We start from the raw sequence: 21,863 nt of genomic DNA, 5'->3' as shown, positions 1-21,863 counted from the left end.
ATGCTGAAGGCACTGCTCGTCGTCGCCGCACTGGCGGCGGCCGTCGCGGTGTTCTTGGTGCTGACCTACGTCCGCCGCTCCTTCCTGTCCCGCTCGGGCTCGGTCGCCATGGCGGCCAGGCTCTCCCGGCACATGGAGGGGCGCGGCTGGGCCCCCGGCTTCGCCGTCTACGAGAGCGGCACGCTCCGCTGGTACCGGATGTTCTCCCTCGCGTTCGGTCCCCGCTACTCGCTGCTGCGCCACGACGTCCAGGTCTCCGAACGCCGCAAGCCGGTCGGCCCCGAAGCCCAGATCTTCCCCCCCGAAGTCGCGATCCTGCGCTGCAAGAGCGCCACAGGCGAAGTCGAACTCGCGATGACCACCTCCGCGGTCACCGGCTTCCTCTCCTGGCTCGAAGCCGCCCCGCCCGGGGCCGAGTTCTACTCGGGCCGCGACTGACCCGGACCCGAAAGGCCCGCAGGAGGCGACTCCCGCGGGCCTTCTTCATTGCCTGAGCGGCCGATTCGAGTGCCTCCGTCCTTGGGCAGCAAACGGAAAGCACCGCCTTGCAGCAAGCCGGACAGGATGCGCCGCGCCGCGTGGTTGCTCACGACCTTGTGCACGAGGTAGTCGAATTCCGCCAGCACCAGTGGGCTGACGATGAGCGGCCGGGTCTGCGCGGCGGCGAGGCGACGGACCTCCTCGTGGTGCTGATCGTCGGCGTTGACGAGGCTGATGAGGCAGTTCGTGTCGCAGATGATCACCGATCGAAGTCATTCGAGCGGAGGAACTCCTCTTCGTCGCCGATCGCGGCGAGTTCCGGGCTGTTGATCACCGGCAGCTGGTCCCATTGCGGCGTTGCCGGCTCCAGGCCGGCATCGATGAACTCCCGGATGAGCTCGGCTTCGGAGATGCCGCGCTCCGCGGCAGCGCGCCGAATCCCGTCCTTCTCCTCCGAGGTCAGATACACCGTCGTCTTCAGCATGGTCCCACTCTGCCATGCGTATGGCACTTCGGCTTCGACAAAAAGGCCCCGCGCTGCGGCCGGCCTGAGGCCGTGGTGTTGCCGGAGCGCGGGGCCCGTATTGCCGGAATGCAGTCTGTGTCAGGCGCCGATGCGCGGGAACGGCTTGGTGGAGAAGACGACTTCCACCGGCACCTCGAAGTACTCGGCGAGCTTCAACGCGAGGTAGAGGCTCGGGCTGTATTCGCCGCGTTCGAGGTAGCCGACGGTCTGGTAGTGGACGCCGAGGGCGTCGGCCAGCTGCCGCCGCGAGACGCCCCGCTCGGCGCGCAGCATCGCGATGCGGTTGAAGACCTCGTCCCCGGCCACGCCTCGATCACCAGTCCCTCTGCATGTCGGCGCGGCGCGCCGCCACCGTCGAACCCGACTCGCGCCGCGACATCCGCCGCAGCAGCCTGGGCGCCAACGCCATCGAGACCACGGCCCACAGCGCGAGCACGGCGAACATGGTAACGGTGCGCCATTCGCCGCCGATCTCCACCGCCGCCATGGACTCCGGGAGCAGCGCGTGCCGCATCCCCAGGCCCATCCAGTAGATCGGGAAGACCTGCCCGACGCCTTGCAACCAGCCCGGCAGGGCCGTGATCGGGTAGAAGATCCCGGAGATCGCGATCAGGCCCATGATGGGAAGCATGACGAGCCCCATGTTCCGCGGATTGTCGAGCAGCGCCCCGATGACCGCGCCGATCGGCAGCGCCGCGATGAGCCCCATCAGCAGCACAGCGACGAACAGCAGCCACCGGTCGGGGGTCCCGAACTCGAGGCCGTCGAACAGCGGCAGGCCCACGGCGAGGAGCATGACGACCGTGACGCAGATGAACATCGCCGTGGAGACGAGGTTCCCGACGAGGTAGCCGGTCATGCCGCCGGGCATCGACTTGGCGCGCAGGAGCGTGCCGTTGGTGCGGTCCATCGCGAGCGAGCCGACCATCGCGGTGATGCCGCCGAAGACGACGTTCATGCCGATGAGGCTCGGCATGTTCATGGAGCCCAAGGAGACCGGTGCGCCTTCGAAGTCGGCCTTCTGCATGAACAGGAGCACGATGATCGCGATCCCGGTCGGCATGAGGAAGCCCATCAGGTCCCCGGGGGACGTGAGCGAGATCTTGGTCTGGATCAGCGCGCGCTTCCAGCCGGTCCGGTACTCGTGGAGGGTGTTGACGCTCATCGGGTGACCTCCTTAAAGGTGTCCACGGCCGCGGCGGCCTCGCCGGCCTCGAACTGGGCGACCAGTTCCAGGTACGCGTCCTCGAGGCTGGCGCGGTGGATCTCGAGTTCGGTGACCTTGCCGTCGTCGGTGGCGAGGAGCTTGCGCACGAAGTCGGTGGCATCCTCGGTGGCGTGGATCTGGAGCTGCCCGTCCTGGATCCACTTCACCTCGGCGGTGGTCGCGGCGGCGCGGGCGAGCTGGTCGGGCGAGCCGTCGGCGATGATGCGCCCGCCCGCGAGGATGAGGATCCGCTCGGCCAGCTTCTCGGCCTCGTCGAGGTCGTGGGTGGTGAGCAGGATCGTGGTGCCGTCGAGGTCGGTGAGCCGGTGGATGAGCTCGTGGAACTCCCGGCGCGCGTGCGGGTCGAACCCGGTGGTCGGCTCGTCCAGGAACAGCAGGGCCGGGCGGCCGATGATGCCGAGGGCCACGTCGAGGCGGCGGCGCTGCCCGCCCGAGAGGGTCTGGACCCGCTGCCCGGCCTGCGCGGTGAGGCCGACCATGTCGAGCAGCTCCTCGGCGCCCCACGGCTCGGTGTAGGGCCGGTAGTAGTCGGCGAAGTGCGCCACGATGTCGCGCACCTTCCACTTGCCGTTGTCGCGCCACTCCTGGAGCACGACGCCGAGCCGGGCGCGCCAGGCCTCGTCGCCGCGGGCCGGGTCGACGCCGAGCACCTTCACGTCGCCGTCGGAGCGGCCGCGGAAGCCCTCGAGGATCTCGATGGTGGTGGTCTTGCCGGCGCCGTTGGGGCCGAGCAGGGCGGTGACCCCGCCGGATTCGATCTCGAGGTCGAGTCCGGTGAGCACCGCCTTGGCGCCGTAGCTCATGCGCAGATCGGTCACGACGATCGCGGGCCCGTCGCTACTCGCTGGCGGGGGGTGTCCCATCTTCATCTCCGTTGCATACGTTCATTCATTGATAGCACACATACTACATCTCGCCGTAGAACTCTGTCGAGCCGTGCAACGACGAGGGCCGCCCATCAGGTGATGGACGGCCCTCGCGGTGCGGAGAGTGAAGCCTAAGTGCGCCGCTTCTCGCCCGAGCGGGCGAGCACGCGCTGCAGGAGGATGAACGCCAGCAGCAGGATCCCCATCACGATCCGCGCCCACCACGAGGACAGGTTCCCCTGGAAGGCGATGAGCGTGTTGAGCATGCCCCAGACCATGACGCCCGCGAGCGTGCCGAGGACGAACCCGGCCCCGCCGGTCAGCAGCGTCCCGCCGATGACCACGGCGGCGATCGCGTCGAGCTCGGCGCCGACGTTCGCGAGCGGGTTGGCGCTCTTGGTCGCGAACGCGGCCAGGATCCCCGCGAGGGCCGCGCAGAACCCGCTGATCGCGTAGACGCCGATCTTGGTGCGCGCCACAGGGAGGCCCATGAGCAGCGCGGACTGCTCCGAGCCGCCGACGGCGTACGTGCTGCGGCCGAACCGCGTGTAGTGCAGCACCACGAACGCGATGATCACGACCGCGAACGCCACGAACGACAGGTACGGCAGCCAGAAGCCGCCGTCCTTGACCTTCCCGAAGAAGTCGACGTGCGTCATGCCCCACTGCCAGAACTCGACCTCGCGCATGGACACGTCCGTGTCGGAGACCTGCAGCGTCAGGCCCCGGAAGAGGAAGAGCCCCACCAGGGTCGCGATGAACGGCTGCACGTTGAAGTAGTGGATGACCGCGCCGATGAGCAGGCCCCAGCCGGTGCCGAAGGCGAGCACGATGACCAGTGCGAGCGGCGCGGCGATCCCGGCGTCGACCGTGAGCCACGCGCAGGCCATCGTCGAGAACGCCATCACCGAGCCCACGGAGAGGTCGATGCCGCCCGAGAGGATCACGAAGGTCATGCCGATGGCGATGACCAGCAGCGGGGCGTTGTCGATGAACAGCTTGGCGACGACCTGGGGGCTGTCGAAGTTGTCGTAGTTCGCGACACCGCCGACGTAGAGCGCGATGAGGAGCGCCACGGTGGCGCCGATCGGGATGTACCGGGTGAGGCCGTCGAACAGCGTCGAGCGCGAGGGGCGCTCGGTCAGTGTCTGCGTCGTCATTTCGCCACGGCCTCCTCGGCGGGAGCGGTCGCCGGGGCCGCCGGCTTCCGCTTGAACGGCTTCAGGAACCAGCCCCGGAACTCCGGGCTCTGGAGCAGTGCGACGACGAAGACCACGATGGCCTTGGCGGTGAACTGCCACTGGCTGGAGAGGCCGACGTTGATGATGGTGTCCTCGAGCGTCCCGATGATGACCACGCCGATGGTGGTGCCCAGCAGGAAGAACCGGCCGCCGAGCAGCGCGGTGCCGCCGATGACCACGGCGAGGATCGCGTCGAGCTCGATCCACTGGCCGCCGTTGTTGGCGTCCGCGCTGCCGAGGTTGGCGGCGCCGATGAGCCCGGCCAGGCCCGCGCAGAGCCCGCACACGAGGTAGACGAGGACTGTGATGCCCTTGGAGCGGATGCCCGCGAGGCGGCTGGCCTCGGGGTTCCCGCCGACCGATTCGAGCAGCATGCCCAGCGCGGTGCGGCGGGTCAGGAGCGCGAGGGCGACCAGGACGAGGGCCGCGATCCAGATCGGGATCGGCACGGTCAGGAAAGCGCCGCGGCCGAGCTCGGTGAACGGGCTCGCGTCCTGCACCTTCGGGATCTGGCCGCCGGTGATGAGCTGCGCGATGCCGCGCCCGGCGATCATGAGGATGAGGGTCGCGACGATCGGCTGGATGCCGAAGTAGGCGACCATGACGCCGTTCCACGCGCCGATGACGGCGGTGACGACCAGGGCGATCGCGATGGCGGAGAACACGAGTCCCGCGGCGGTCTGGTCGGACGAGTCGATGATCATCTGGCAGGCGATGGCCGCGCCGATGGCGTAGACGGCGCCGACGGAGAGGTCGATGCCCTTGGTGGCGATGACGAGCGTCATGCCGAGCGCGATGAGCAGGAGCGGCGCCGAGCGGCGGAGGATGTTGACGAACGCGCCGCCGAGGCGGTCGTCGTTGACGCTCGGGACGATGAAGTCGATGCCGGTGGTGATGATGTTGACGGCGATGAGCGCCACCAGGATCAGCACCGGCCACATCAGGCGCTTCGCGTAGGCGTTCACGATGCCCGCCCTCCCGACACGATGGTGTCGACGATGCGTTCGGTGGTCATGTCGGCCTCGGATTCGAGCACGGCGACGAGTTCGCGGTCGCGCAGGACCGCGATCCGGTCGGACAGGCGGGTGACCTCGTCGAGTTCGGCGGAGACGAACAGCACGGCCATGCCCTCGGCCGAGAGTTCGGCGACGAGGCGCTGGATGTCGGCCTTGGCGCCGACGTCGATGCCGCGCGTGGGCTCGTCGAGGATGAGGAGCTTGGGCTGGATGAGCATCCAGCGGGCCAGGAGCACCTTCTGCTGGTTGCCGCCGGAGAGGTTCTTGACGGGCATGTCCGGGTTGGCCGGGCGGATGTCGAGCTTCTCGATGAACGAGGCGACGAGCTTGTCGCGCCGGGCCACCGGGATGGACCGGGCCCAGCCGCGGGACGCCTGCAGCGCCAGGATCATGTTCTCCGCGACCGTGAGGTCGCCTACGAGCCCTTCGGTCTTGCGGTTCTCCGGGCAGAAGGCGATGCCGCGGGCGGCGGCCGTGCGCGGGTTGTGGCCACGTGCGGACTGCCCGTCGAAGGTGAGCGATCCGGAGTCGGCGCGGTCGGCGCCGGCGATGAGCCGGACGGTCTCGGTGCGGCCGGAGCCGAGCAGGCCCGCGAGGCCGACGACCTCGCCGCGGCGCACGTCGAGGTCGTACGGGGCGATGGAGCCCTTGCGGCCCAGGCCCTGAGCCTTGACCAGCGGTTCCTCGTCGGCGACGTGGTGCGCGGCGGCGGCCCGCTCGATCTGCTCGAGGGCGGCGGCCTCGCGGCCGAGCATGTGCCCGATGAGCTCGTTCTGCGGCAGGTCCGCGGTGGCCCATTCGCCGACGAGGGTCCCGTTGCGCAGCACCGTCATCCGGTCGCAGATCTCGTAGACCTGGTCGAGGAAGTGCGAGATGAACACCATGGCGGTGCCCTTCTCGGCGAGGCGGCGCATGACGCCGAGGAGGACCTCGACCTCGTCGCGGTCGAGCGAGGAGGTGGGCTCGTCGAGGATGAGGACCTTCGCCTCGATGTCGACGGCCCGACTGATGGCGACGAGCTGCTGCATGGCGATCGAGTAGGAGGACAGGGGCGCGGCGACGTTGAGGTCGATCCCGATGTCGTCCAGGAGCGCCTTCGCCTTGCGGCGCATGGCGCGGAAGTTGATGAACGGTCCGAGGCGCGGTTCGCGCCCGGCGAAGAGGTTCTCGGCCACCGACAGGTTGTCGGTGAGGTTGACCTCCTGGTAGACCGTGGAGATGCCGGCGGCCTGGGCCGCGCCCGGGCTGTGGAACCTGACCGGCTTCCCGTCGAGCAGGATGTCGCCGGCGTCCGGCGTGTGGACGCCTGTCAGGACCTTGATCAGTGTGGACTTGCCGGCGCCGTTCTCCCCCATGACGGCATGGATCTCTCCTGGCCTGAGGGTGAAGTCCACGCCGTCGAGGGCGCGGACACCGGTGAAGTCCTTCCTGATCCCGGTCATCTGGACGATCGGGTCGTCAGACATGGGAGTAGACCTTCGCTTGGGGTTGGAAGATGCAGAAGCTTGAAGCGGCGGGGACCGGCAGCGTCCGGGCGGACCCGAGGGGCCCGCCCGGACGCTGCGGTGATGCCGTTAGAACTGGCGGTTCGGGAGCTCGGCCTCGAACTGGGTGGCGTCGAAGACGCCCTCCTCGACCGGGGTGAACTTCTCGACCTCGTCGCCGGCGACGACCGACTCGAGGACGTCCATCAGCTGCGGGCCGAAGGCCGGGTTGCACTCGACGATGTAGTTGAGCTTGCCGTCGACGCCCGCCTGGAAGCCGGCGGTCGAGCCGTCCACGATGATGATCTGGATGTCGGTGCCGGGGACCTTGCCGGCCTCTTCGATGGCCTGGATCGCGCCGAGGCCCATCTCGTCGTTGTGGGCGTAGAGCAGGTCGATGCCGTCGAGGCCGTGGGTGGTGATGAAGGTTTCCATGACCGCCTTGCCCTCTTCGGCGGTGAAGTTGCCCGACTGGGAGTCGACGATCTCGTAGTTCAGGCCTTCGGCGTCGAGGACCTCGAAGAACCCGGCCTTGCGGTCGTTCGCGGGAGCGGAGCCGGTGGTGCCCTGGAGCTCGAGGATCCGGGTGCCGTCGGCGTCGGCGGCGAAGGTCTCGGCCGCCCAGGTGCCGGCCTTGCGGCCCTCCTCGGCGAAGTCGGACCCGAGGCGCGTCACGTAGAGGGCCTCGTCGGCGGCTTCGACGCCGCGGTCGGCGAGGACGACGGGGATGCCCGCGTCCTCGGCCTCCTGGAGGACGTCGGTCCAGCCGGTCTCGACCACCGGTGCCAGGACGATGACGTCAACCTGCTGGTTGATGAAGTCGCGGACCGCGGCGATCTGCTTCTCCTGGTCCTGCTGCCCATCGACGAACTTCAGGTCGTGGCCGGCGGCCTTGGCGGCTTCCTGGATCGAAGTGGAGTTGGCGGTGCGCCAAGCGGATTCGGCGCCGACCTGGGCGAAGCCGATGACGAGGCTGCCGTCGTCGCCGCCGCCTTCAGAGCCGCCGTCGCCGCCGCCGCAAGCGGCCATACCGAGGAGGAGTGCACCGGCGCCAATGCCGGCGAGAGCTTTCTTGAACACGTTGGGGGTCGCCTTTCAAGCGTGTGAATATGAGGGTTTTCGATATTTGCGTGAACGCATGTTACCGCTCATATCCTCACCTGTGTTATCGCTCTCGTCAAGCTGGATCGCCTGCGCAGAGCAGTAACGATTTCACAACACGCAGGAAAGAAACCTGCTCATTTCCCCCTCGAACAGCCCGGCAAGCGGTAACTCGCCGCTTCCCGCGCCGGGCTTCCAGAGCACGTCGCCGCCCGGGTTGGCCTTCCGGGCGAGTACGAACAGCAGGTCCGAAAGCCGATTGAGATAGGTCACGGGCACCGGGTGGGTCGTGTCCGGTTCGGCGTCGAGCAGCGCCCACACCGAACGCTCGGCCCGCCGCACCACCGTGCACGCCTGGTGCAGCAACGCGGCGCCCGGCGTGCCGCCGCGGAGGATGAAGGACCGCAGCGCCTCCAGGTCGGCGTTGCACTCGTCGATCCAGCCCTCGAGCCGCGTCACATAGGACTCGTCGATGCGCAGCGGCGGGTACTTCGGATCCGGCGTCACCGGCGTCGCGAGGTCCGCGCCGACGTCGAACATGTCGTTCTGGACCGCGAGCAGGATCTCCCGCTCCCGTTCCCCGATCTCGCCCCGGTGCAGGGCGAGCGCCGCGCCGATCACCGCGTTCGCCTCGTCCACGTCCCCGTAGGCCGCGAGCCGGACGTGCGTCTTCGGGACGCGCGAGAAGTCGGCGAGACCGGTCGTGCCGTCGTCGCCGGTCTTCGTATAAATCCTGGTGAGATTGACCGCCATGCACCGACCATATAGCCTCGCCCCATGGCAAAAGTCACGGTAATCGGTTCGGGACTCATGGGCTCCGGGATCGCGCAGGTCACGAGCCTGGGCGGCCTGGACATCACATTGATCGACACTGACGCGGGCGCACTCGACCGCGCGCAGGCGGCGATCCGCGGTTCACTCGACCGCTTCGTCGCCAAGGAGAAGGTCACCGCGGCGGACGCGGAGGCCGCCTTGGCCCGCATCACGACGGCGACAGACCTCGACGCCGCCGCGGGCTCGCAGATCTGCGTCGAGGCTGTCTTCGAGCGCCTCGCGGTCAAGCAGGAGGTGTTCCGCACGCTCTCGGGGATCTGCTCGCCCGAGACGGTCTTCGCGACGAACACCTCGGCCATCCCGATCACGGAGATCGCCGCCGCCGCAACGCACCCCGAACGGGTCGTCGGCACCCACTTCTTCTCGCCCGTCCCCATGATGCAGCTGTGCGAGCTGGTGCGCGGCATCCACACCAGCGACGAGACGCTCGCGGCCGCCCGCAAGTTCGCCGAGACCGCGGGGAAGACCTGCGTCGTCGTCAACCGCGACGTCGCCGGGTTCGCGACCACGCGCCTCATCTGCGCCCTGGTGAACGAGGCGGCCCGGCTGGTGGAGGACGGCGTGATCTCCGCCGAGGACCTCGACACGGCCTGCCGGCTCGGCTTCGGCCACCCGATGGGACCGCTCGCCACCGCCGACCTCACCGGCATCGACGTGATCACGCACGCGACCGAGAACATCTACGAGGACACCGCGGACCCGCAGTTCTTCCCGCCCGCGCTCCTGCGCCGCCTCGTCGCGGCCGGCGAGATCGGCCGCAAGAGCGGCAAGGGCTTCTTCGACTACTCCTCGTAACGGCGCGGAACAAGTTATCCACAGGCCTGTGAACAAACAAAAACGGCGCTGACCAGCAGGTCAGCGCCGTTTCAGTAGCTTCGTCACTTCGCGGCGAGGGTCGCACGCGCCGGGGCGAGCACCTTCTCGCCCGCGCTGTGCACGGTCATCGCCAGTTCGACCGAGGTCGCGTCGAGCTTGCGGACCTTGCCCTCCACGACCACTTCGGCGCCGCCGTCGGCGGGCACTACCACGGGCTTCGCGAAGCGCGCGGAGAAGTCCGCGAGGGTCGCGTCGATCCCGGCACCATTGGCCCACTCGCGCACGGCGCGGGCGACGAGGCCCATCGTGTACATGCCGTGGGCAATCACGTCAGGGAGCCCGGCGGCCTTCGCCGCGGCCTCGTCCTGGTGGATCGGATTCTGGTCCCCGGAAGCGTCCGCGTAGGCCACGAGGTCGGCCCGCGTGACGGCGAACGCCGTGGTGAACACGGTCTCGCCGACCGAGAGTTCGCTCAGGCTCATGCGGGGTCTCCGGCCACGAACAGGGTCGTCCACACCTCGGCGGCCAGCCCTTCGCCGTCGGTGACGTCGGTGCGCAGCGCCAGGAGGTCGTTCCCCGCGACGGACTTGATCGACTCGATGGTCGAGGTGCACGACACGGCGGCGCCCGCCCGCAGCTCGCGGTGGTACGCGAAACGCTGCTCGCGGTGCAGGACGCGGCTCCAGTCGAGCCCGAAGTCGGGGTCGTCGATGAGCCGCTCCGCCGCGGGCAGCGTGAGCGATATCAAGAATGTGGGCGGAACGGTGCCGTCGTCGTCGAGGCCGAGGGCCTGGGCGAAACGGGTCACCGAATCCGGGGTGATGACCACCGGTTCGGTGGGCGGCAAGGACCGGCCTGCATACGAAGTGTTGAGCATGTACCGGAGCGGGGAAGACTAGCGGGTCTCTTTGTGGACCTGCGAGGTCTTGCAGCGCGGGCAGTACTTCTTGAGCTCGAGCCGGTCGGGGTGGTTCCGCCGGTTCTTCTTCGTGACGTAGTTGCGCTCCTTGCACTCCACGCACGCCATGGTGATCTTGGGGCGGACGTCAGTAGCCTTGGCCACGATGAGTGCCTTCCTCTAACTCGACCCGCCGGTTGGCGGACCGTTCCTTGAACAAAACAAAGCGTCGACCAGCATACCTCGGTGGTCGACGCTTTACAAAAGTAGCGATGGGCAGGATCGAACTGCCGACACAACGATTATGAGTCGTTTGCTCTACCACTGAGCTACACCGCCGTGCGCTCACTGCCACCAGATGGCTCTGTGTGAGCAGTACTGCACTTCGCTGAATACTAGCCTGAAGTGCTTCCGAGCCCCCATGCGGAATCGAACCGCAGACCTTCTCCTTACCATGGAGACGCTCTACCGACTGAGCTATAGGGGCGATCGCGAGGCTTCCCTCGCGGCCTTGACAAGAGTACATGACGGGTCGCCCGGATCGAACACGGGGCCTGCCTTGCGGTGCGGGCCACAGCAGTGCGGTCAGACCACCCGAAGACGGCTCTGACCGCGCCCGCCGTCCTGCTGGGAGAGCCACGCGGCGAACCGGTCGGCCGGCAGCGGACGCGAGAAGTAGTAGCCCTGACCGGCCTCGCACTGCAGCTCGCGCAGCTGCTCGACGGTCTGGTGGGCCTCGATGCCCTCGGCGACGACGTCGATCGCGAAGTGCCGGGCCAGGCCCAGGACCGCCTCCACGATCGCGCGGTCGTCCGCGTCGGTCGCCATGCCCTGCACGAAACGCAGGTCGATCTTGATCTCCTGCACCGGCAGCCGCCGCAGGTACGCCAGCGAGGAGTACCCGGTGCCGAAGTCGTCCACCGAGAGGCGCACGCCCATCTCGTGCAGCCGGTCGAGCGCCGGCGTGAGCCGCGGCTCCCCCGAGACCACGTCGTCCTCGGTGATCTCGAACGTCAACCGCTCCGCCGGGACCCCGTGCCGCTCCAGGAGCATTGCGACCTTGTCCGGGAAGTCCGCGTCCGCGAGCGTGCGCGGCGACAGGTTCACCGCCATCGGCAGCGGCCCGTCCTCGCCGGCCCACTCGGCCGAGCGCCGCAGGGCCTCGTCCAGGACCATCTCGGTGAGCTGCCCGAGCTGCCCGGTCGACCCGGCGATCGGGATGAACTCCTCCGGGGCGACGAGCCCGAACGTCGGGTGCGGCCAGCGCACGAGCGCTTCGGCACCCAGGACCGCGCCGGGGTCGCCGAGGGCGCGGTCGAGGCGGACCTTCGGCTGGAAGTGCACTTCGAGCTGGCCGCGGTCGAGGGCCCGGCGCAGGTCGGCGGCGAGGCCGATGCGGCGCAGGCTCTCGGATTCGAGGCCGGAATGGTAGAGCTGCACGCCGTCCGCGGCGTTCTTGGCCTGCCTGGTGGCGCCGTCCGCGCGCTTGAGGAGCTCGTCGGCGTCGGCGGCGAAGTCCGGGTGCGTGACGACGCCGACGGCCGCAGAGAGGCTCACGGCGACGCCGCCGACCTCGAACGGCCCCTGGACGGCGGCGCGCAGGCGCCGCGCGGTGTCGAGCGCTTCGTCCGTGGAGGCGAGGCGGGTCTGGAGGATGAACTCGTCGGAGTCGATGCGGCCGAGGAACGACGCGGCGGGGGCGTGGTCCTTGAGGCGCTTGGCGAACTCCTTGAGCGCGGTGTCCCCGGCCTCGTGGCCGAGGGCGTCGTTGATCTCGTGGAGCGAGTCCACATCGAACATGAAGACGGCGACGACCTCGCCGGGCACGGTGATGGAGAGGGCCTCCTGGAGCGCCGCGAGCGAGCGGCGGCGACTGGGGAGGCCGGTCAGCGGGTCGTGGTAGGCGTCGTAGCGGAGCTGGTCGAGGAGGCGCTCGTTCTGGACGGCGATGCCGACGTTCGCGGCGATGGTCTCCATCAGCTGCAGGTCGACCGGCACGAAATGGGAGATCTCGCCGCCGATCCGGTCGGCCACGGACAGACATCCGTAGACCTCGTCGCCGGAGCGGAGCGGGACGAGCATGGCGCCGCGCAGTCCGGCCTCCTCGAGGACGGCCTTCTGCTCGCGGGTGCCGTTCGTCGGACTGAGGAGCAGGCCCCTGCCCGAATCCATGACCTCGCGCTGGAGCGCGTCGGGGATCGGGTCGAGGTCGGTGAGCCCGGCGTCGTCCAGTGTGGAGGTGAGCCGGATCTGCGGGTACCGCCCGGCCTCGGGCACCCACACGGTCGCCGACTCGGCGGCCAGGATGTCGCGCAGCCGCCCGAGCATGGCGTCGATGAGTCGCTTGGAGCGCACCGAATCCACCACCAGCTGCGTGAAGTCGTTGAGTTCGCGCAGGACCTGGCGCTGGCGCCGCAGGACCATGTAGCTGCGGGCGAGATACGTGAAGGCGATCACGACGAGCCCGATGAGCATGGAGGTCCACATCGAGGCGTCGAGCAGGACCAGGAACATCAGGCCCACGCACGCGGCGAGGACGGGCCCGACCATGGTGAGCGCGAAGCCGATCCAGGCCTTGACGACGCTGTCCCATCCGGAGATGAAGAACAGCATCAGTGAGATGAAGACCGTGGTGAACAGCCCGGTGATGACGATCGCCGACACCAGGATCAGCCAGGTGCGGGCCGACGTGGCCGGACCGAGGCCCATGTAGCTCACGTAGAACGCCGCCATGGTGGTGCCGGCGGCGGTCAGCCCGCTGTTGAACAGCGGCTTGAGCAGGCCGATGTCCTCGCGGACGTAGCGCTTGCCATAGAACAGCGACGCCGCGAGGAACTTGGTCGCCACCACCCAGAACGGGGGCAGGTAGAACAGCGCGATGACCAGCGGGATGTCGGTGAGGTTGAACGAGATCCGCATCCCGCGGGCCTCATGCTGGACCAGCAGTCCTTGGGCGACGAAGAAGGCGGTGATGAACACCGCCAGCTGCAGCACGGGGTAGGTCGCCGGCGGCCCGAAGTAGACCAGGCCGCTGACGGCGATGGCAAGCATGAGGCCGGTGATCACGCGGGGCATGACCCGGAACAGCGTGCGTTCGCGGTTCCTGCTCACCGGCATCGTGCGTCGACCATGTTCGGACCTCGGCGTTAGCTGATTTCGCCCGAGCCGAGCGGGACCGCGGAGATCTCGCCGGAGCCGCCGGAGATCTCGCCCGAACCGCCGCCCTCGGCGGAGATCTCGCCGGAGCCGCCCCCGGCTGAGATCTCACCGGAGCCGCCGCCGGCGCTTGCCGCGGTGGCGGTGCCAGCGATAAGGCCGAGCGCAAGGAGACCCGCGGCAATGGCAGCGCCGAACCGCTTGAGTAGTCTGACCGGTTTCACGAGGCCTCCCGTGAGGTGTGGGAATGTGCTGTCAAGGGGACCAGTAGAGCCCATGGTGCCACAGTCCGCTCTCCCTGGGGAAGGCTTGCGACCGTGATTCTCGTGCTCTTTCTGGTTCAGCCGCGCGGGTGAGCACGGCTCATACCATTCTCACCGATGGCCGCGGCGGCCTTGCTGACGGGTCGGGAGTTCGTACGCCTACCCGTGCGCACTCATGTAGGTTAGGCTCGCCTTACTCAAGAATATGATCGTTGTTCGATAAGGAATGCGCACATGCCTGCTGACACCGCCGCTGCGAACGGCCCGGCCGACGCCGGGGCGCCCCTCTTCTCGGCCCGGATCCGCGAGGCCTCCTGGTCGCGCCACCAAGGCCTCGACCCGTCGGCCGACGCGGACGCGGTCAAGGACCCGGGCGTGTTCGACCGGCTCTTCGACGGCTCGCTGAGCGTGGACGACTACACGCGCTGGCACGCCCAGCAGTACTTCGTGTACGAGGCGATCGAGGCCGCGGCCGCGCGGTTCGCCGACGACGCGGTGGCGGGCCCGTTCGTGTTCCCCGAGCTGGCGCGCGTTCCCGCGCTCGAAGCGGACCTGCGATTCCTGATGGGACCGAAGTGGCGCTCCGGCATCGAACCGCTCCCGGCGACGCGCGCCTACGTGGACCGGATCGACGCGGTCTCGGCCGACTGGCCCGGCGGCTACATCGCCCACGCGTACACCCGCTACCTCGGCGACCTCTCGGGCGGGCAGGCCTTCGGCAAGGCCGCGCGCCGCAACTTCGGCTTCGAGGCCGAGGGCGCCTCGTTCTACGAGTTCGCGGACATCAAGAGCCCCAAGGCGTTCAAGGAGGAGTACCGCTCGCGCCTGGACGCGGTCGACCTGCCCGAGGCCGACAAGGCGCGCGTCATCGAGGAGGTCCTCCTCGCCTATGACCACAACGGCGCGGTGCTCGCGGCACTCGGCGAAGGCCTGGGCCGCAACCCGTTCGAACCGAAGGTGATCGCCGCGATCTGCCACCACATGAACATCGACCACGTGGCCGACACGCTCGTGATCTGCCAGGGCGCGGGCGGCCAACGCGGCGCCGAGGCGGCCCGGATGACCGGGTTCGACGGCGAAGGCGCGGACTTCGCGGTCCTGGTGGACGGGGCCGAGGTGGCGGTCCGGGTGCAGTGGGCCGGTCCGCTGTCGGAGCGGGCCGAGGTGCGGCCGGAGATCGTGCGGCTGTTCACCGAGTCGAAAGCCGCACTCGAGAACGCGTGATCACTACCGCCCGGAATTGTCCTGATTGTCGCGACACGCCGGGCGGTGACGAATCTCGCGGGTGCGCCGTTCGCGGCGCTACCGTGTGGCGGTTGCCAGGCCCACGGCCGGCCCCCCGGGACTGACCCAGTCCTCCGCCGCCGCCGATGGGCACCGCCACAATCTCGGAGCACACATGTCCGACACCGGACCGGTATCCGCCGATCTCATCAGGCGTCACGCCGCCCGGCCGCATCGCACGAGGGGCCAGCACCGCGCCTCGTGGGCCGCTGAACTCTCCCCGCTGCTGGCGGGGACGCAACGCCGCTACACCGCCGTCGTCGGCTCGGCCGTGGCCGGGGCGTCGATCGTCGCCATGGCGACGGGCGCCGGGTTCTCCTCCGGTGAGGAGGAGTCCGGTTCGTCGCAGGCGGTCGCGGACATCGCGGCGCTGGCCGCGGAGGCGAGCGTGCCGCAGACGGTCGCGGACGGCGGGTCGCCGTCCGGTGCGCCGCTGGGTGCGGCGACGGCCGAGGAGGTCGTGCTGTCTGAGCGGACGTCGCCGGTGACGGGGCAGGACGCGCAGATCAAGTGGGAGCCGATGCTGGACGACATCACGATCACGTCCCTGTTCGGGCAGCGCTGGGGCCGCAACCACAACGGGGTGGACTTCGACGCGGAGACCGGGGACCCGGTGTACGCCGCGTATCCGGGCACGGTGAAGCACGCCGGGTGGGAGACGGGGTTCGGGAACCTCGTGATCATCGACCACGGCGAGGGTGTGGAGACGTACTACGCCCACAACTCGGAGGTGCTCGTGGGCGAGGGCGACTGGGTGGACGGGGGCGGGCAGATCGCGAACGCGGGGAACACGGGCCGGTCCTTCGGCTCGCACGTCCACTTCGAAGTGCATGTGAACGGCGAGCCGGTGGAGCCGCTGAGCTACCTGTCGGAGGTCGGGCTCGACCTGCGCTGACGCGGGCCGATCGACGCTGGCCGATCCGCGGCCGTACGGGCGGCCCCGGGTACCCTCCCTATCCCACCTTCTCCACTACCAGTGAAAAGGACACCATCCCACACGGGTACGACAGTGAGTCGTGCTCACAATTTGCTGACCGGTGCGAGCCTGAGGATGACCCATTTCGGTTCGCCGTCGCCGAAGTCGATGCGGGCCTGGGCCCTGGGGCCGGAACCCTTGAGTTCGACGACGCGGCCGAGGCCCCACTTGTCGTGGGTGACCCGGTCCCCCACGTCGAGCGAGGGAATGTCCGCGGCGTTGCGCATGACGATCGGCGAACCGAAGTTTGCGGTCGTCTTCGACTTCACCACGCGCGGCGGCGGCGCGGACTCCGACCATTCGATGAGGTCCCCGGGGATCTCGGCGAGGAAGCGGCTGGCGGCGTAGTACTGCGGCTGCCCGAAGATGTTGCGGGTCCCGGCGCGCGTCAGGTGGAGGTGCTTCCTCGCGCGGGTGAGGCCCACGTAGGCGAGGCGCCGCTCCTCCTCCATGTCGCCGGGCTTGTTCATGGACCGCTCGTGCGGGAACAAGCCGTCGTCGAGACCGGTGAGGAACACCGTGTCGAACTCCAGGCCCTTCGCGGTGTGGAGGGTCATCAGCGTGATGACCCCGCCCTCCTCCGCCTCGGGGTCGGGGATCGAGTCGGCGTCGGAGACGAGCGCGACGTGCTCCAGGAAGGACGGCACGTCGGCGTTGAGGTCGGCTTCGTCGTCCTCGGTGGTGCCGCGCATGACCGACTCGGTGAACTCGTGCGCGACGGCCACGAGCTCCTGCAGGTTCTCGATGCGGCCCTCGTCCTGCGGGTCCTTGGACTGCTCCAGGCCCTCGAGGTAGCCGGTGTCGCCGATGAGCTTGTCGAGCACCTCTTCGGGCGGCGCGGTCCGCGCGAGTTCCGTTGCGGCGTCCATGATCTCGCAGAAACGCTTGATGCCGGTGCGGGCGCGGCCGGAGACCCCGGGCGCCTCGTCGACGCGGTGCAGCGCGGCCGGGAAGGAGAGCCGCAGGCGCGCGGCGAGCGCTTCGATCTCGGCGACGGCGCGGTCGCCGACGCCGCGCTTGGGCGTGTTGACGACGCGCATCGCGGAGACCGTGTCGTCGGGGTTCGCGGTGAGCTTGAGGTAGGCGAGCATGTCGCGGACCTCTTTGCGCTCGTAGAAGCGCACGCCGCCGACGACCTTGTACGGGATGCCGCGGCGCACGAACACCTCTTCGAACGCGCGCGACTGGGCGTTGGTGCGGTAGAAGATCGCCGAGTCGCCGAAGCTGGTCTCGCCGGCGTCGACGAGCTCGTCGATCCGGTTGGCGACCCACGCGGCCTCGTCGTGCTCGTTGTCGCCGGTGTGCCCGAGGATGCGCCCGCCGGGGCCCTCGTCGCTCCACAGCCGCTTCTCGCGGCCGCGTTCGGTGTTGTTGCGGATGACCCCGTTGGCGGCGTCGAGGATCGTCTGGGTGGAGCGGTAGTTCTGCTCCAGCAGGATCGTCTTCGCGTCCGGGAAGTCCCGCTCGAACTCGATGATGTTGCGGATGGTGGCGCCGCGGAAGGCGTAGATCGACTGGTCCGCATCGCCGACGACGCACAGCTCGGCCTTGTCGTCGCCGGTGCCGACGAGTTCGCGCACCAGCGTGTACTGGGCGTGGTTGGTGTCCTGGTACTCGTCGACCATGACGTGCCGGAACCGCATCCGGTACGACTTCGCGACCTCCGGGAACGCCTGGAACAGGTGCACCGTGGACCCGATGATGTCGTCGAAGTCGACGGCCTGTGCCAGGCGCAGGCGCTCGGTGTACTGCGAGTAGACGTCGGCGACGAGCTTCCCGCGGGCGTCGTCCGACTTCGCGGCGGCCTCTTCGGGGCCGATGAGCTCGTTCTTCAGCCGGGAGATCTCGGCGGCGAACCAGCGCGGCGACTGCTTCTTCGAGTCGAGCCCGAGGTCTTTGACGATCTGGGTGAGCAGCCGGCGGGCGTCGTCGGTGTCGTAGATCGTGAAGCTGGACTTCCAGCCGAGCCGGTGCGCCTCGCGACGGAGGATGCGCAGGCACGCGGAGTGGAAGGTGAGCACCCACATCGCGCGCGAGCGCGGGCCGACCAGGGCGTCGACGCGTTCGCGCATCTCGGCGGCGGCCTTGTTGGTGAAGGTGATGGCGAGGATCTCGCCGGGGTGGGCGCCGCGCTCGGCCAGGAGGTGGCCGATGCGGTGCGTGAGGACGCGGGTCTTGCCCGAGCCCGCGCCCGCGACGATGAGCAGCGGGGATCCGGCGTGCTCGACGGCTTGGCGTTGCGGTTCGTTGAGGCCGGTCAGAAGGTCGTTCATCGCCACCAATTATGCCGCGCCGGGTATGACACTTTCACGGCGCGGCATCACTCTTTAGAGCGGTCCGCGGCCCGAGCGGAGGACGAGCATCGCGATCTGGATGCCGTCGTCGCCGAGGGCGGCGCGGTACTTCTCGAGGATGGCGCGCTCGCGGTCCAGGACCAGGCGGGTGCCGCCGTTGGCCATGCGGATCTCGCCGATGCGCTTGGAGACTTCGGCGCGGCGCTGCCAGAGGCGGATGATCTCGGCGTCCAGGGCGTCGATCTCGACGCGCAGGTCCTGGAGTTCGTCGGGTGCGATTTCAGCGGATGCGGTCATCAGGGCTTCTCCTAAAGAGCGATTCGGTATCGAACTCCGGGCGGGTGAGCCGCCTCTCGGCGACGCTTGCGAGCCGTACATCTGCCCAGGCGTGAAAAAAGCCCCGGGCTGTTCGCCCGGGGCCTGTAGGTCGTTGTGTCAGCGCGACGACCTACGGCTCGGACGGGTCCGGCCGTAGTAAAAGTAAAATCGCGCGCTCTGAGTCACGCGGCAAGTATGCCACACGCCCGCCGGTGTGACCAGCGGGCGTGTGGCGTTTGTCGCAGTGTTCAGTCGCTGTTAAGCGTCCGAGCCCCAGTCCGCGCGGGCGGCGCGGCGGCGCATGAGCACCATCGCGGCGACGCCGGCGAGCAGGACCGCGCCGCCGACGGTGGCGACGGTGGTCAGGCTGGAACCGGTGACGGGCAGCTGCGGCTTCGGGGACTCACTCGGGGACTGGCTCGGGACCTCTTCGACGACGATCTCGAAGGGGATCTCGTAGTAGAACTCCTCGGTGAACTCCTCGGCGAGGATGAGTCGCTGGCCTTCGACGTTCGCGCCCTCGGCGTCGACCGGGACGAAAGTGCGGCCGGCCTGGGTGGTCCATTCGACGGTGTCGGTGACGATCGTGACCGAGGCGGTCTCGGCCTTGTCGAACTTCACGGAGAAGACCTGGCCGTCGGCGAGGGCGGTGAGCTCCTCGCCGTTCTCGTCGATGACGGTGGCACCCTCAGGCTGCTCGAAGCTGAGCGAGTCGATGTTGGTGTCGACGGTGAACGGACCGACGGTGGAGCCTTCGACCTTGGCGTCGGTGTCGTCGTAGTCGAAGAAGGGCTCTTCAGGCTCCTCGACGGGCACGGCGTTGGCGAGCAGCCACTCCTGGAGCGCCGGGACGATCTCGTCGGCGACGTCGTCCTCGGTCGGGTCGCTCGTGCTGAGGTCCCAGCCGTCGGTCAGCGACCAGATGGCGGACTGGGTGGCCGCGTAGGCCAGCTGCTCCTGGGTGACGTCGCCGTAGTCGTCGCTGGCCAGGCCCGCCTCTTCGAGGAGCTCGCCGGCGTTGGTGCCGTCGTAGCCGAGGGTGAGGACGCCGAGGACCATCGGGAGGTCCTCGACAGGGATCTCCTCCCACGGGCGCTCTTCGTGGGCATTGTCCTTCTTGAGGGGGACACCGAGCTGGATGCAGTAGACGGTGCGGTACTCGCCGTCGCCGGGGTCGAGGGCGATCATGTTGGCGTGCGGCTTCTTGTCGAGGCCGTCCAGTTTGCCGTTCAGCCGGATGCCCGGGTCCTCGATCACGACGTCGCCGGCGGCGAGGATGCCCGCTTCCTCGTCCTGGGCTTGGGCGGCGGTGACGCCGGTGAGGCCGAGCGCGACGCCCGCAGCAGCGGCCATCGTCCCCTTCAGGGCTTTGGTCATCATTGGTTGAATTCCCTTTGCTTTTCCGAGGGATTGACGCGGTCTGGGGGTGCTTGCGAGTCGTAAATCGGTACAGACTCTTCATGCGACACGTTAGCGGCCCGCTGCCGGTTGCATTTCGCGGCCGGAAATCCCGGAACTGCACTTCGACTGCGCGGCAACGGAAATGGCGCGGCTCCGGAGAGCCGCGCCACTATAACGATTTGGTATCGGCCGCGCCGTCGGCGAAGGACGGTGACGAGTGGATACCGGTGGGACGGAAGTGGCCGGGGCCAGGGGGGATCGCTTCCCCCAGCCCCGGCCGCACCATGCACCGGGCATTCCTGGAACCGCGGAGCGCGCCCGGGTCCGGACCGTTCGACGTGGTCCGGAACGCTCCTGCGGCAGCGGGCGCTCGCCATCGGCAAGCGGACGCCCGCGTCCTTCAGGTCCTAGTGGTCGGAGGCCCTGCGGCGCTTGCCGATCGTGATGACCGTCAGGCCGCCGACCAGGAGCGCCAGGCCCGCCGCGAACGCGACGCTCAAGGTCGAACCGGTGACGGGCAGCTGCGGCTTCGGCGGCGCGCTGGCCTCCGGGGGCGCGTCGAGGGCGAAGCGCCATTCGGCGGGGACCTCGCCTTCGCGCGGCTGCGCGAGGATGAGCTTCTGCGAGTCGCGCACGGTCATCGGGTTGACCGCGTCGTCCGAGAGCGCTTCTTCGGTGGTGGCCAGGAAGACCCGGCCCACCGGGAGGTCGTAGGCGGCGGTGCCGTTGACGGTGATCTCGTTCGTGTCCTCGTCGAGGACGATCCAGAACTTCTCGCCGTCGTTGCGGGACTCGACCGCGTCGCCGCCCTCGGTCTCGAGGCGCCCGCCTTCGGCGGTGAGCTCGACCGGGCCGGCGTTGGAGCGGATCGTGTAGGGCCCGAAGCGCCCGTCGGCGTACGTCGCCGACTCCTCGCCTTCCAGGTCCACGGTGAACTCGGACGGGTCCGGGACGCGCCCGGTGTCCTCGGTCAGGTGCTGGTAGACCGCGAGGACCGCTTCGTCCTCGCCGCTGTTGCCGCCCTTGACCGGGTTGTCCTCCAAGAGGTCCCAGGCGTCGGTGAAGTGCCAGACGGCGGCCTGCGTGCCGGCGTAAGCGACCTCGGCGACCTCCTCATCGGACCAGTCGGGGTTCACCTCGGCGCCGGAGGACTCGATGAGCTCCTCGGCGCCCACGTTCGGGAAGCCGTTGAACAGGACCCAGCGGACCTCTTCGAGGTTCGCGACCTCCGACTCCTCCCAGTCGCCCTCGGTGTACGGGCTCTCGGTGTCGAGCGGGGTGTGGATGTCGATGCAGTAGACGACGAGCGTCTCCTCGCCGCCGTGCGGCTTGAGGCCGAGGACGTTCGCCCACACGTCGTAGCGTTCCTCCGCGAACCGCCCGCGCAGCTCCAGGCCGGGGGCGGTGACGATGTCGCCGGAGACCGGCTCGGGCTCCTCGGCCCGGGCGGGGGCGCCCGCGGCCGTGCTCATGAGAGCGGCGGCGAGGAGCGCGGCGGTTCCCGCGAGCGGAGTGCGGATCGTCTTGAGTCTCATCGTGGTTCGGTCCTCCTGGGAGCGGACTTGAGGCGGCGGGTCGTGAGTGGAGCGCCGGGTCGACCTGACAAGAGGGGAAACGACGGGACACTGAGTGACGGCGCGGCCACTCGGCCGAACGATGTGCAGAACCCGCCGAAAGTACG

The 21,863-nt window shown here is 68.9% G+C and carries 23 protein-coding genes and 2 tRNA genes; 4 read left to right on the top strand and 21 right to left on the bottom strand.

The features are described 5' to 3' along the window. Entirely contained in the window at positions 1 to 438 is a 438-nt protein-coding gene (locus tag O2L52_RS13845) for a DUF2550 domain-containing protein (RefSeq protein WP_270116170.1), read from the top strand. Here the strand turns inward: O2L52_RS13845 and O2L52_RS13840 are convergent. From O2L52_RS13840 to O2L52_RS13795, 10 genes are all read right to left on the bottom strand, one after another. Beyond that, entirely contained in the window at positions 420 to 743 is a 324-nt protein-coding gene (locus O2L52_RS13840) for a type II toxin-antitoxin system VapC family toxin (RefSeq protein WP_270116169.1), read from the bottom strand. The two genes, O2L52_RS13845 and O2L52_RS13840, sit on opposite strands and share 19 nt — an antisense overlap. Further along, entirely contained in the window at positions 740 to 964 is a 225-nt protein-coding gene (locus O2L52_RS13835; RefSeq protein WP_270116168.1) for a ribbon-helix-helix domain-containing protein, read from the bottom strand. Before O2L52_RS13835 ends, O2L52_RS13840 begins: the two co-directional genes overlap by 4 nt. Before the next feature lie 120 nt (positions 965 to 1,084). Next, entirely contained in the window at positions 1,085 to 1,279 is a 195-nt protein-coding gene (locus tag O2L52_RS13830; protein WP_344473608.1) for a helix-turn-helix transcriptional regulator, read from the bottom strand. 40 nt (positions 1,280 to 1,319) lie between these two features. Then, the gene (locus O2L52_RS13825) at positions 1,320 to 2,171 is read right to left on the bottom strand and encodes an ABC transporter permease (protein WP_270116166.1); all 852 of its coding nucleotides are present in this window, start codon (positions 2,169 to 2,171) and stop codon (positions 1,320 to 1,322) included. Next, positions 2,168 to 3,097 (bottom strand): ABC transporter ATP-binding protein, encoded by a 930-nt coding sequence (locus O2L52_RS13820; RefSeq protein ID WP_270116165.1) that lies wholly within the window; start codon positions 3,095 to 3,097, stop codon positions 2,168 to 2,170. The genes O2L52_RS13825 and O2L52_RS13820 overlap by 4 nt, the downstream gene beginning before the upstream one ends. A 134-nt stretch (positions 3,098 to 3,231) precedes the next feature. After that, positions 3,232 to 4,260 (bottom strand): ABC transporter permease subunit, encoded by a 1,029-nt coding sequence (locus tag O2L52_RS13815; protein WP_270116164.1) that lies wholly within the window; start codon positions 4,258 to 4,260, stop codon positions 3,232 to 3,234. Further along, complete coding sequence (locus tag O2L52_RS13810) at positions 4,257 to 5,306, bottom strand: ABC transporter permease (RefSeq protein ID WP_270116163.1); 1,050 nt, start codon at positions 5,304 to 5,306, stop codon at positions 4,257 to 4,259. The genes O2L52_RS13815 and O2L52_RS13810 overlap by 4 nt, the downstream gene beginning before the upstream one ends. After that, entirely contained in the window at positions 5,303 to 6,823 is a 1,521-nt protein-coding gene (locus tag O2L52_RS13805; RefSeq protein WP_270116161.1) for a sugar ABC transporter ATP-binding protein, read from the bottom strand. The genes O2L52_RS13810 and O2L52_RS13805 overlap by 4 nt, the downstream gene beginning before the upstream one ends. Before the next feature lie 108 nt (positions 6,824 to 6,931). Beyond that, a complete protein-coding gene (locus tag O2L52_RS13800) occupies positions 6,932 to 7,921 on the bottom strand; it encodes an ABC transporter substrate-binding protein (protein ID WP_270116160.1) in 990 nt (329 codons plus the stop codon). Positions 7,922 to 8,053: 132 nt separating this feature from the next. Beyond that, positions 8,054 to 8,695, bottom strand: a complete 642-nt coding sequence (locus tag O2L52_RS13795; protein ID WP_270116159.1) for a cob(I)yrinic acid a,c-diamide adenosyltransferase — start codon at positions 8,693 to 8,695, stop codon at positions 8,054 to 8,056. Positions 8,696 to 8,719: 24 nt separating this feature from the next. On the opposite strand from O2L52_RS13795, the gene O2L52_RS13790 reads away from it, so the two are divergent. Beyond that, entirely contained in the window at positions 8,720 to 9,571 is an 852-nt protein-coding gene (locus O2L52_RS13790) for a 3-hydroxyacyl-CoA dehydrogenase family protein (protein ID WP_270116158.1), read from the top strand. An 83-nt stretch (positions 9,572 to 9,654) separates the two neighbouring features. Here O2L52_RS13790 and O2L52_RS13785 read toward each other — a convergent pair whose 3' ends face one another. The 7 genes from O2L52_RS13785 to O2L52_RS13755 all read right to left on the bottom strand — a co-directional run bounded on the left by O2L52_RS13785 (position 9,655) and on the right by O2L52_RS13755 (position 13,870). Next, entirely contained in the window at positions 9,655 to 10,074 is a 420-nt protein-coding gene (locus tag O2L52_RS13785) for a MaoC/PaaZ C-terminal domain-containing protein (RefSeq protein ID WP_270116157.1), read from the bottom strand. Continuing rightward, positions 10,071 to 10,400, bottom strand: a complete 330-nt coding sequence (locus O2L52_RS13780) for an FAS1-like dehydratase domain-containing protein (protein WP_270116155.1) — start codon at positions 10,398 to 10,400, stop codon at positions 10,071 to 10,073. The genes O2L52_RS13785 and O2L52_RS13780 overlap by 4 nt, the downstream gene beginning before the upstream one ends. 87 nt (positions 10,401 to 10,487) lie before the next feature. Next, positions 10,488 to 10,655, bottom strand: coding sequence for a 50S ribosomal protein L33 (gene rpmG, locus O2L52_RS13775; protein ID WP_270116154.1), 168 nt, complete (start codon positions 10,653 to 10,655; stop codon positions 10,488 to 10,490). Positions 10,656 to 10,757: 102 nt separating this feature from the next. Next, positions 10,758 to 10,829, bottom strand: a tRNA-Met gene (locus tag O2L52_RS13770). A gap of 75 nt (positions 10,830 to 10,904) precedes the next feature. After that, a tRNA-Thr gene (locus O2L52_RS13765) sits at positions 10,905 to 10,977 on the bottom strand. 98 nt (positions 10,978 to 11,075) lie between these two features. Beyond that, positions 11,076 to 13,601: an EAL domain-containing protein gene (locus O2L52_RS13760; protein WP_270116152.1), complete on the bottom strand. Its 2,526-nt coding sequence runs from the start codon at positions 13,599 to 13,601 to the stop codon at positions 11,076 to 11,078. A gap of 35 nt (positions 13,602 to 13,636) precedes the next feature. Beyond that, positions 13,637 to 13,870 (bottom strand): hypothetical protein, encoded by a 234-nt coding sequence (locus O2L52_RS13755; protein ID WP_270116150.1) that lies wholly within the window; start codon positions 13,868 to 13,870, stop codon positions 13,637 to 13,639. 273 nt (positions 13,871 to 14,143) lie between these two features. On the opposite strand from O2L52_RS13755, the gene O2L52_RS13750 reads away from it, so the two are divergent. Together O2L52_RS13750 and O2L52_RS13745 are read left to right on the top strand one after the other, a co-directional pair. Then, positions 14,144 to 15,133, top strand: a complete 990-nt coding sequence (locus O2L52_RS13750) for a biliverdin-producing heme oxygenase (RefSeq protein WP_270116149.1) — start codon at positions 14,144 to 14,146, stop codon at positions 15,131 to 15,133. Positions 15,134 to 15,308: 175 nt separating this feature from the next. Beyond that, positions 15,309 to 16,088 (top strand): M23 family metallopeptidase, encoded by a 780-nt coding sequence (locus O2L52_RS13745; RefSeq protein ID WP_270116148.1) that lies wholly within the window; start codon positions 15,309 to 15,311, stop codon positions 16,086 to 16,088. A 125-nt stretch (positions 16,089 to 16,213) separates the two neighbouring features. Here O2L52_RS13745 and pcrA read toward each other — a convergent pair whose 3' ends face one another. The 4 genes from pcrA to O2L52_RS13725 all read right to left on the bottom strand — a co-directional run bounded on the left by pcrA (position 16,214) and on the right by O2L52_RS13725 (position 21,717). Continuing rightward, a complete protein-coding gene (gene pcrA / locus O2L52_RS13740) occupies positions 16,214 to 18,442 on the bottom strand; it encodes a DNA helicase PcrA (RefSeq protein WP_270116147.1) in 2,229 nt (742 codons plus the stop codon). A gap of 54 nt (positions 18,443 to 18,496) precedes the next feature. Further along, on the bottom strand, positions 18,497 to 18,760 hold the full coding sequence (locus tag O2L52_RS13735) for a chorismate mutase (protein ID WP_270116146.1): 264 nt from the start codon (positions 18,758 to 18,760) through the stop codon (positions 18,497 to 18,499). A 279-nt stretch (positions 18,761 to 19,039) separates the two neighbouring features. Next, positions 19,040 to 20,161, bottom strand: a complete 1,122-nt coding sequence (locus tag O2L52_RS13730; protein WP_270116144.1) for a Cys-Gln thioester bond-forming surface protein — start codon at positions 20,159 to 20,161, stop codon at positions 19,040 to 19,042. Positions 20,162 to 20,589: 428 nt separating this feature from the next. Beyond that, entirely contained in the window at positions 20,590 to 21,717 is a 1,128-nt protein-coding gene (locus O2L52_RS13725) for a Cys-Gln thioester bond-forming surface protein (RefSeq protein WP_270116143.1), read from the bottom strand. Positions 21,718 to 21,863 lie beyond the last annotated feature (146 nt).

Source organism: Glycomyces algeriensis, from assembly GCF_027622855.1.
Taxonomy (GTDB): domain Bacteria; phylum Actinomycetota; class Actinomycetes; order Mycobacteriales; family Micromonosporaceae; genus Glycomyces; species Glycomyces algeriensis.
Note: the sequence above shows the minus strand (reverse complement) of the source record. Positions and strands in the feature narration are given on the sequence as shown.

Coding starts and splice junctions, on each gene's coding strand:
- O2L52_RS13795 (WP_270116159.1), bottom strand. CDS start 8,695: ATGGCGGTCAATCTCACCAGGATTTATACGAAGACCGGCGACGACGGC.
- O2L52_RS13745 (WP_270116148.1), top strand. CDS start 15,309: ATGTCCGACACCGGACCGGTATCCGCCGATCTCATCAGGCGTCACGCC.
- O2L52_RS13820 (WP_270116165.1), bottom strand. CDS start 3,097: ATGGGACACCCCCCGCCAGCGAGTAGCGACGGGCCCGCGATCGTCGTG.
- O2L52_RS13750 (WP_270116149.1), top strand. CDS start 14,144: ATGCCTGCTGACACCGCCGCTGCGAACGGCCCGGCCGACGCCGGGGCG.
- O2L52_RS13815 (WP_270116164.1), bottom strand. CDS start 4,260: ATGACGACGCAGACACTGACCGAGCGCCCCTCGCGCTCGACGCTGTTC.
- O2L52_RS13790 (WP_270116158.1), top strand. CDS start 8,720: ATGGCAAAAGTCACGGTAATCGGTTCGGGACTCATGGGCTCCGGGATC.
- O2L52_RS13825 (WP_270116166.1), bottom strand. CDS start 2,171: ATGAGCGTCAACACCCTCCACGAGTACCGGACCGGCTGGAAGCGCGCG.
- O2L52_RS13785 (WP_270116157.1), bottom strand. CDS start 10,074: ATGAGCCTGAGCGAACTCTCGGTCGGCGAGACCGTGTTCACCACGGCG.
- O2L52_RS13835 (WP_270116168.1), bottom strand. CDS start 964: ATGCTGAAGACGACGGTGTATCTGACCTCGGAGGAGAAGGACGGGATT.
- O2L52_RS13730 (WP_270116144.1), bottom strand. CDS start 20,161: ATGATGACCAAAGCCCTGAAGGGGACGATGGCCGCTGCTGCGGGCGTC.
- O2L52_RS13725 (WP_270116143.1), bottom strand. CDS start 21,717: ATGAGACTCAAGACGATCCGCACTCCGCTCGCGGGAACCGCCGCGCTC.
- O2L52_RS13830 (WP_344473608.1), bottom strand. CDS start 1,279: ATGCTGCGCGCCGAGCGGGGCGTCTCGCGGCGGCAGCTGGCCGACGCC.
- pcrA (WP_270116147.1), bottom strand. CDS start 18,442: ATGAACGACCTTCTGACCGGCCTCAACGAACCGCAACGCCAAGCCGTC.
- O2L52_RS13845 (WP_270116170.1), top strand. CDS start 1: ATGCTGAAGGCACTGCTCGTCGTCGCCGCACTGGCGGCGGCCGTCGCG.
- O2L52_RS13805 (WP_270116161.1), bottom strand. CDS start 6,823: ATGTCTGACGACCCGATCGTCCAGATGACCGGGATCAGGAAGGACTTC.
- O2L52_RS13735 (WP_270116146.1), bottom strand. CDS start 18,760: ATGACCGCATCCGCTGAAATCGCACCCGACGAACTCCAGGACCTGCGC.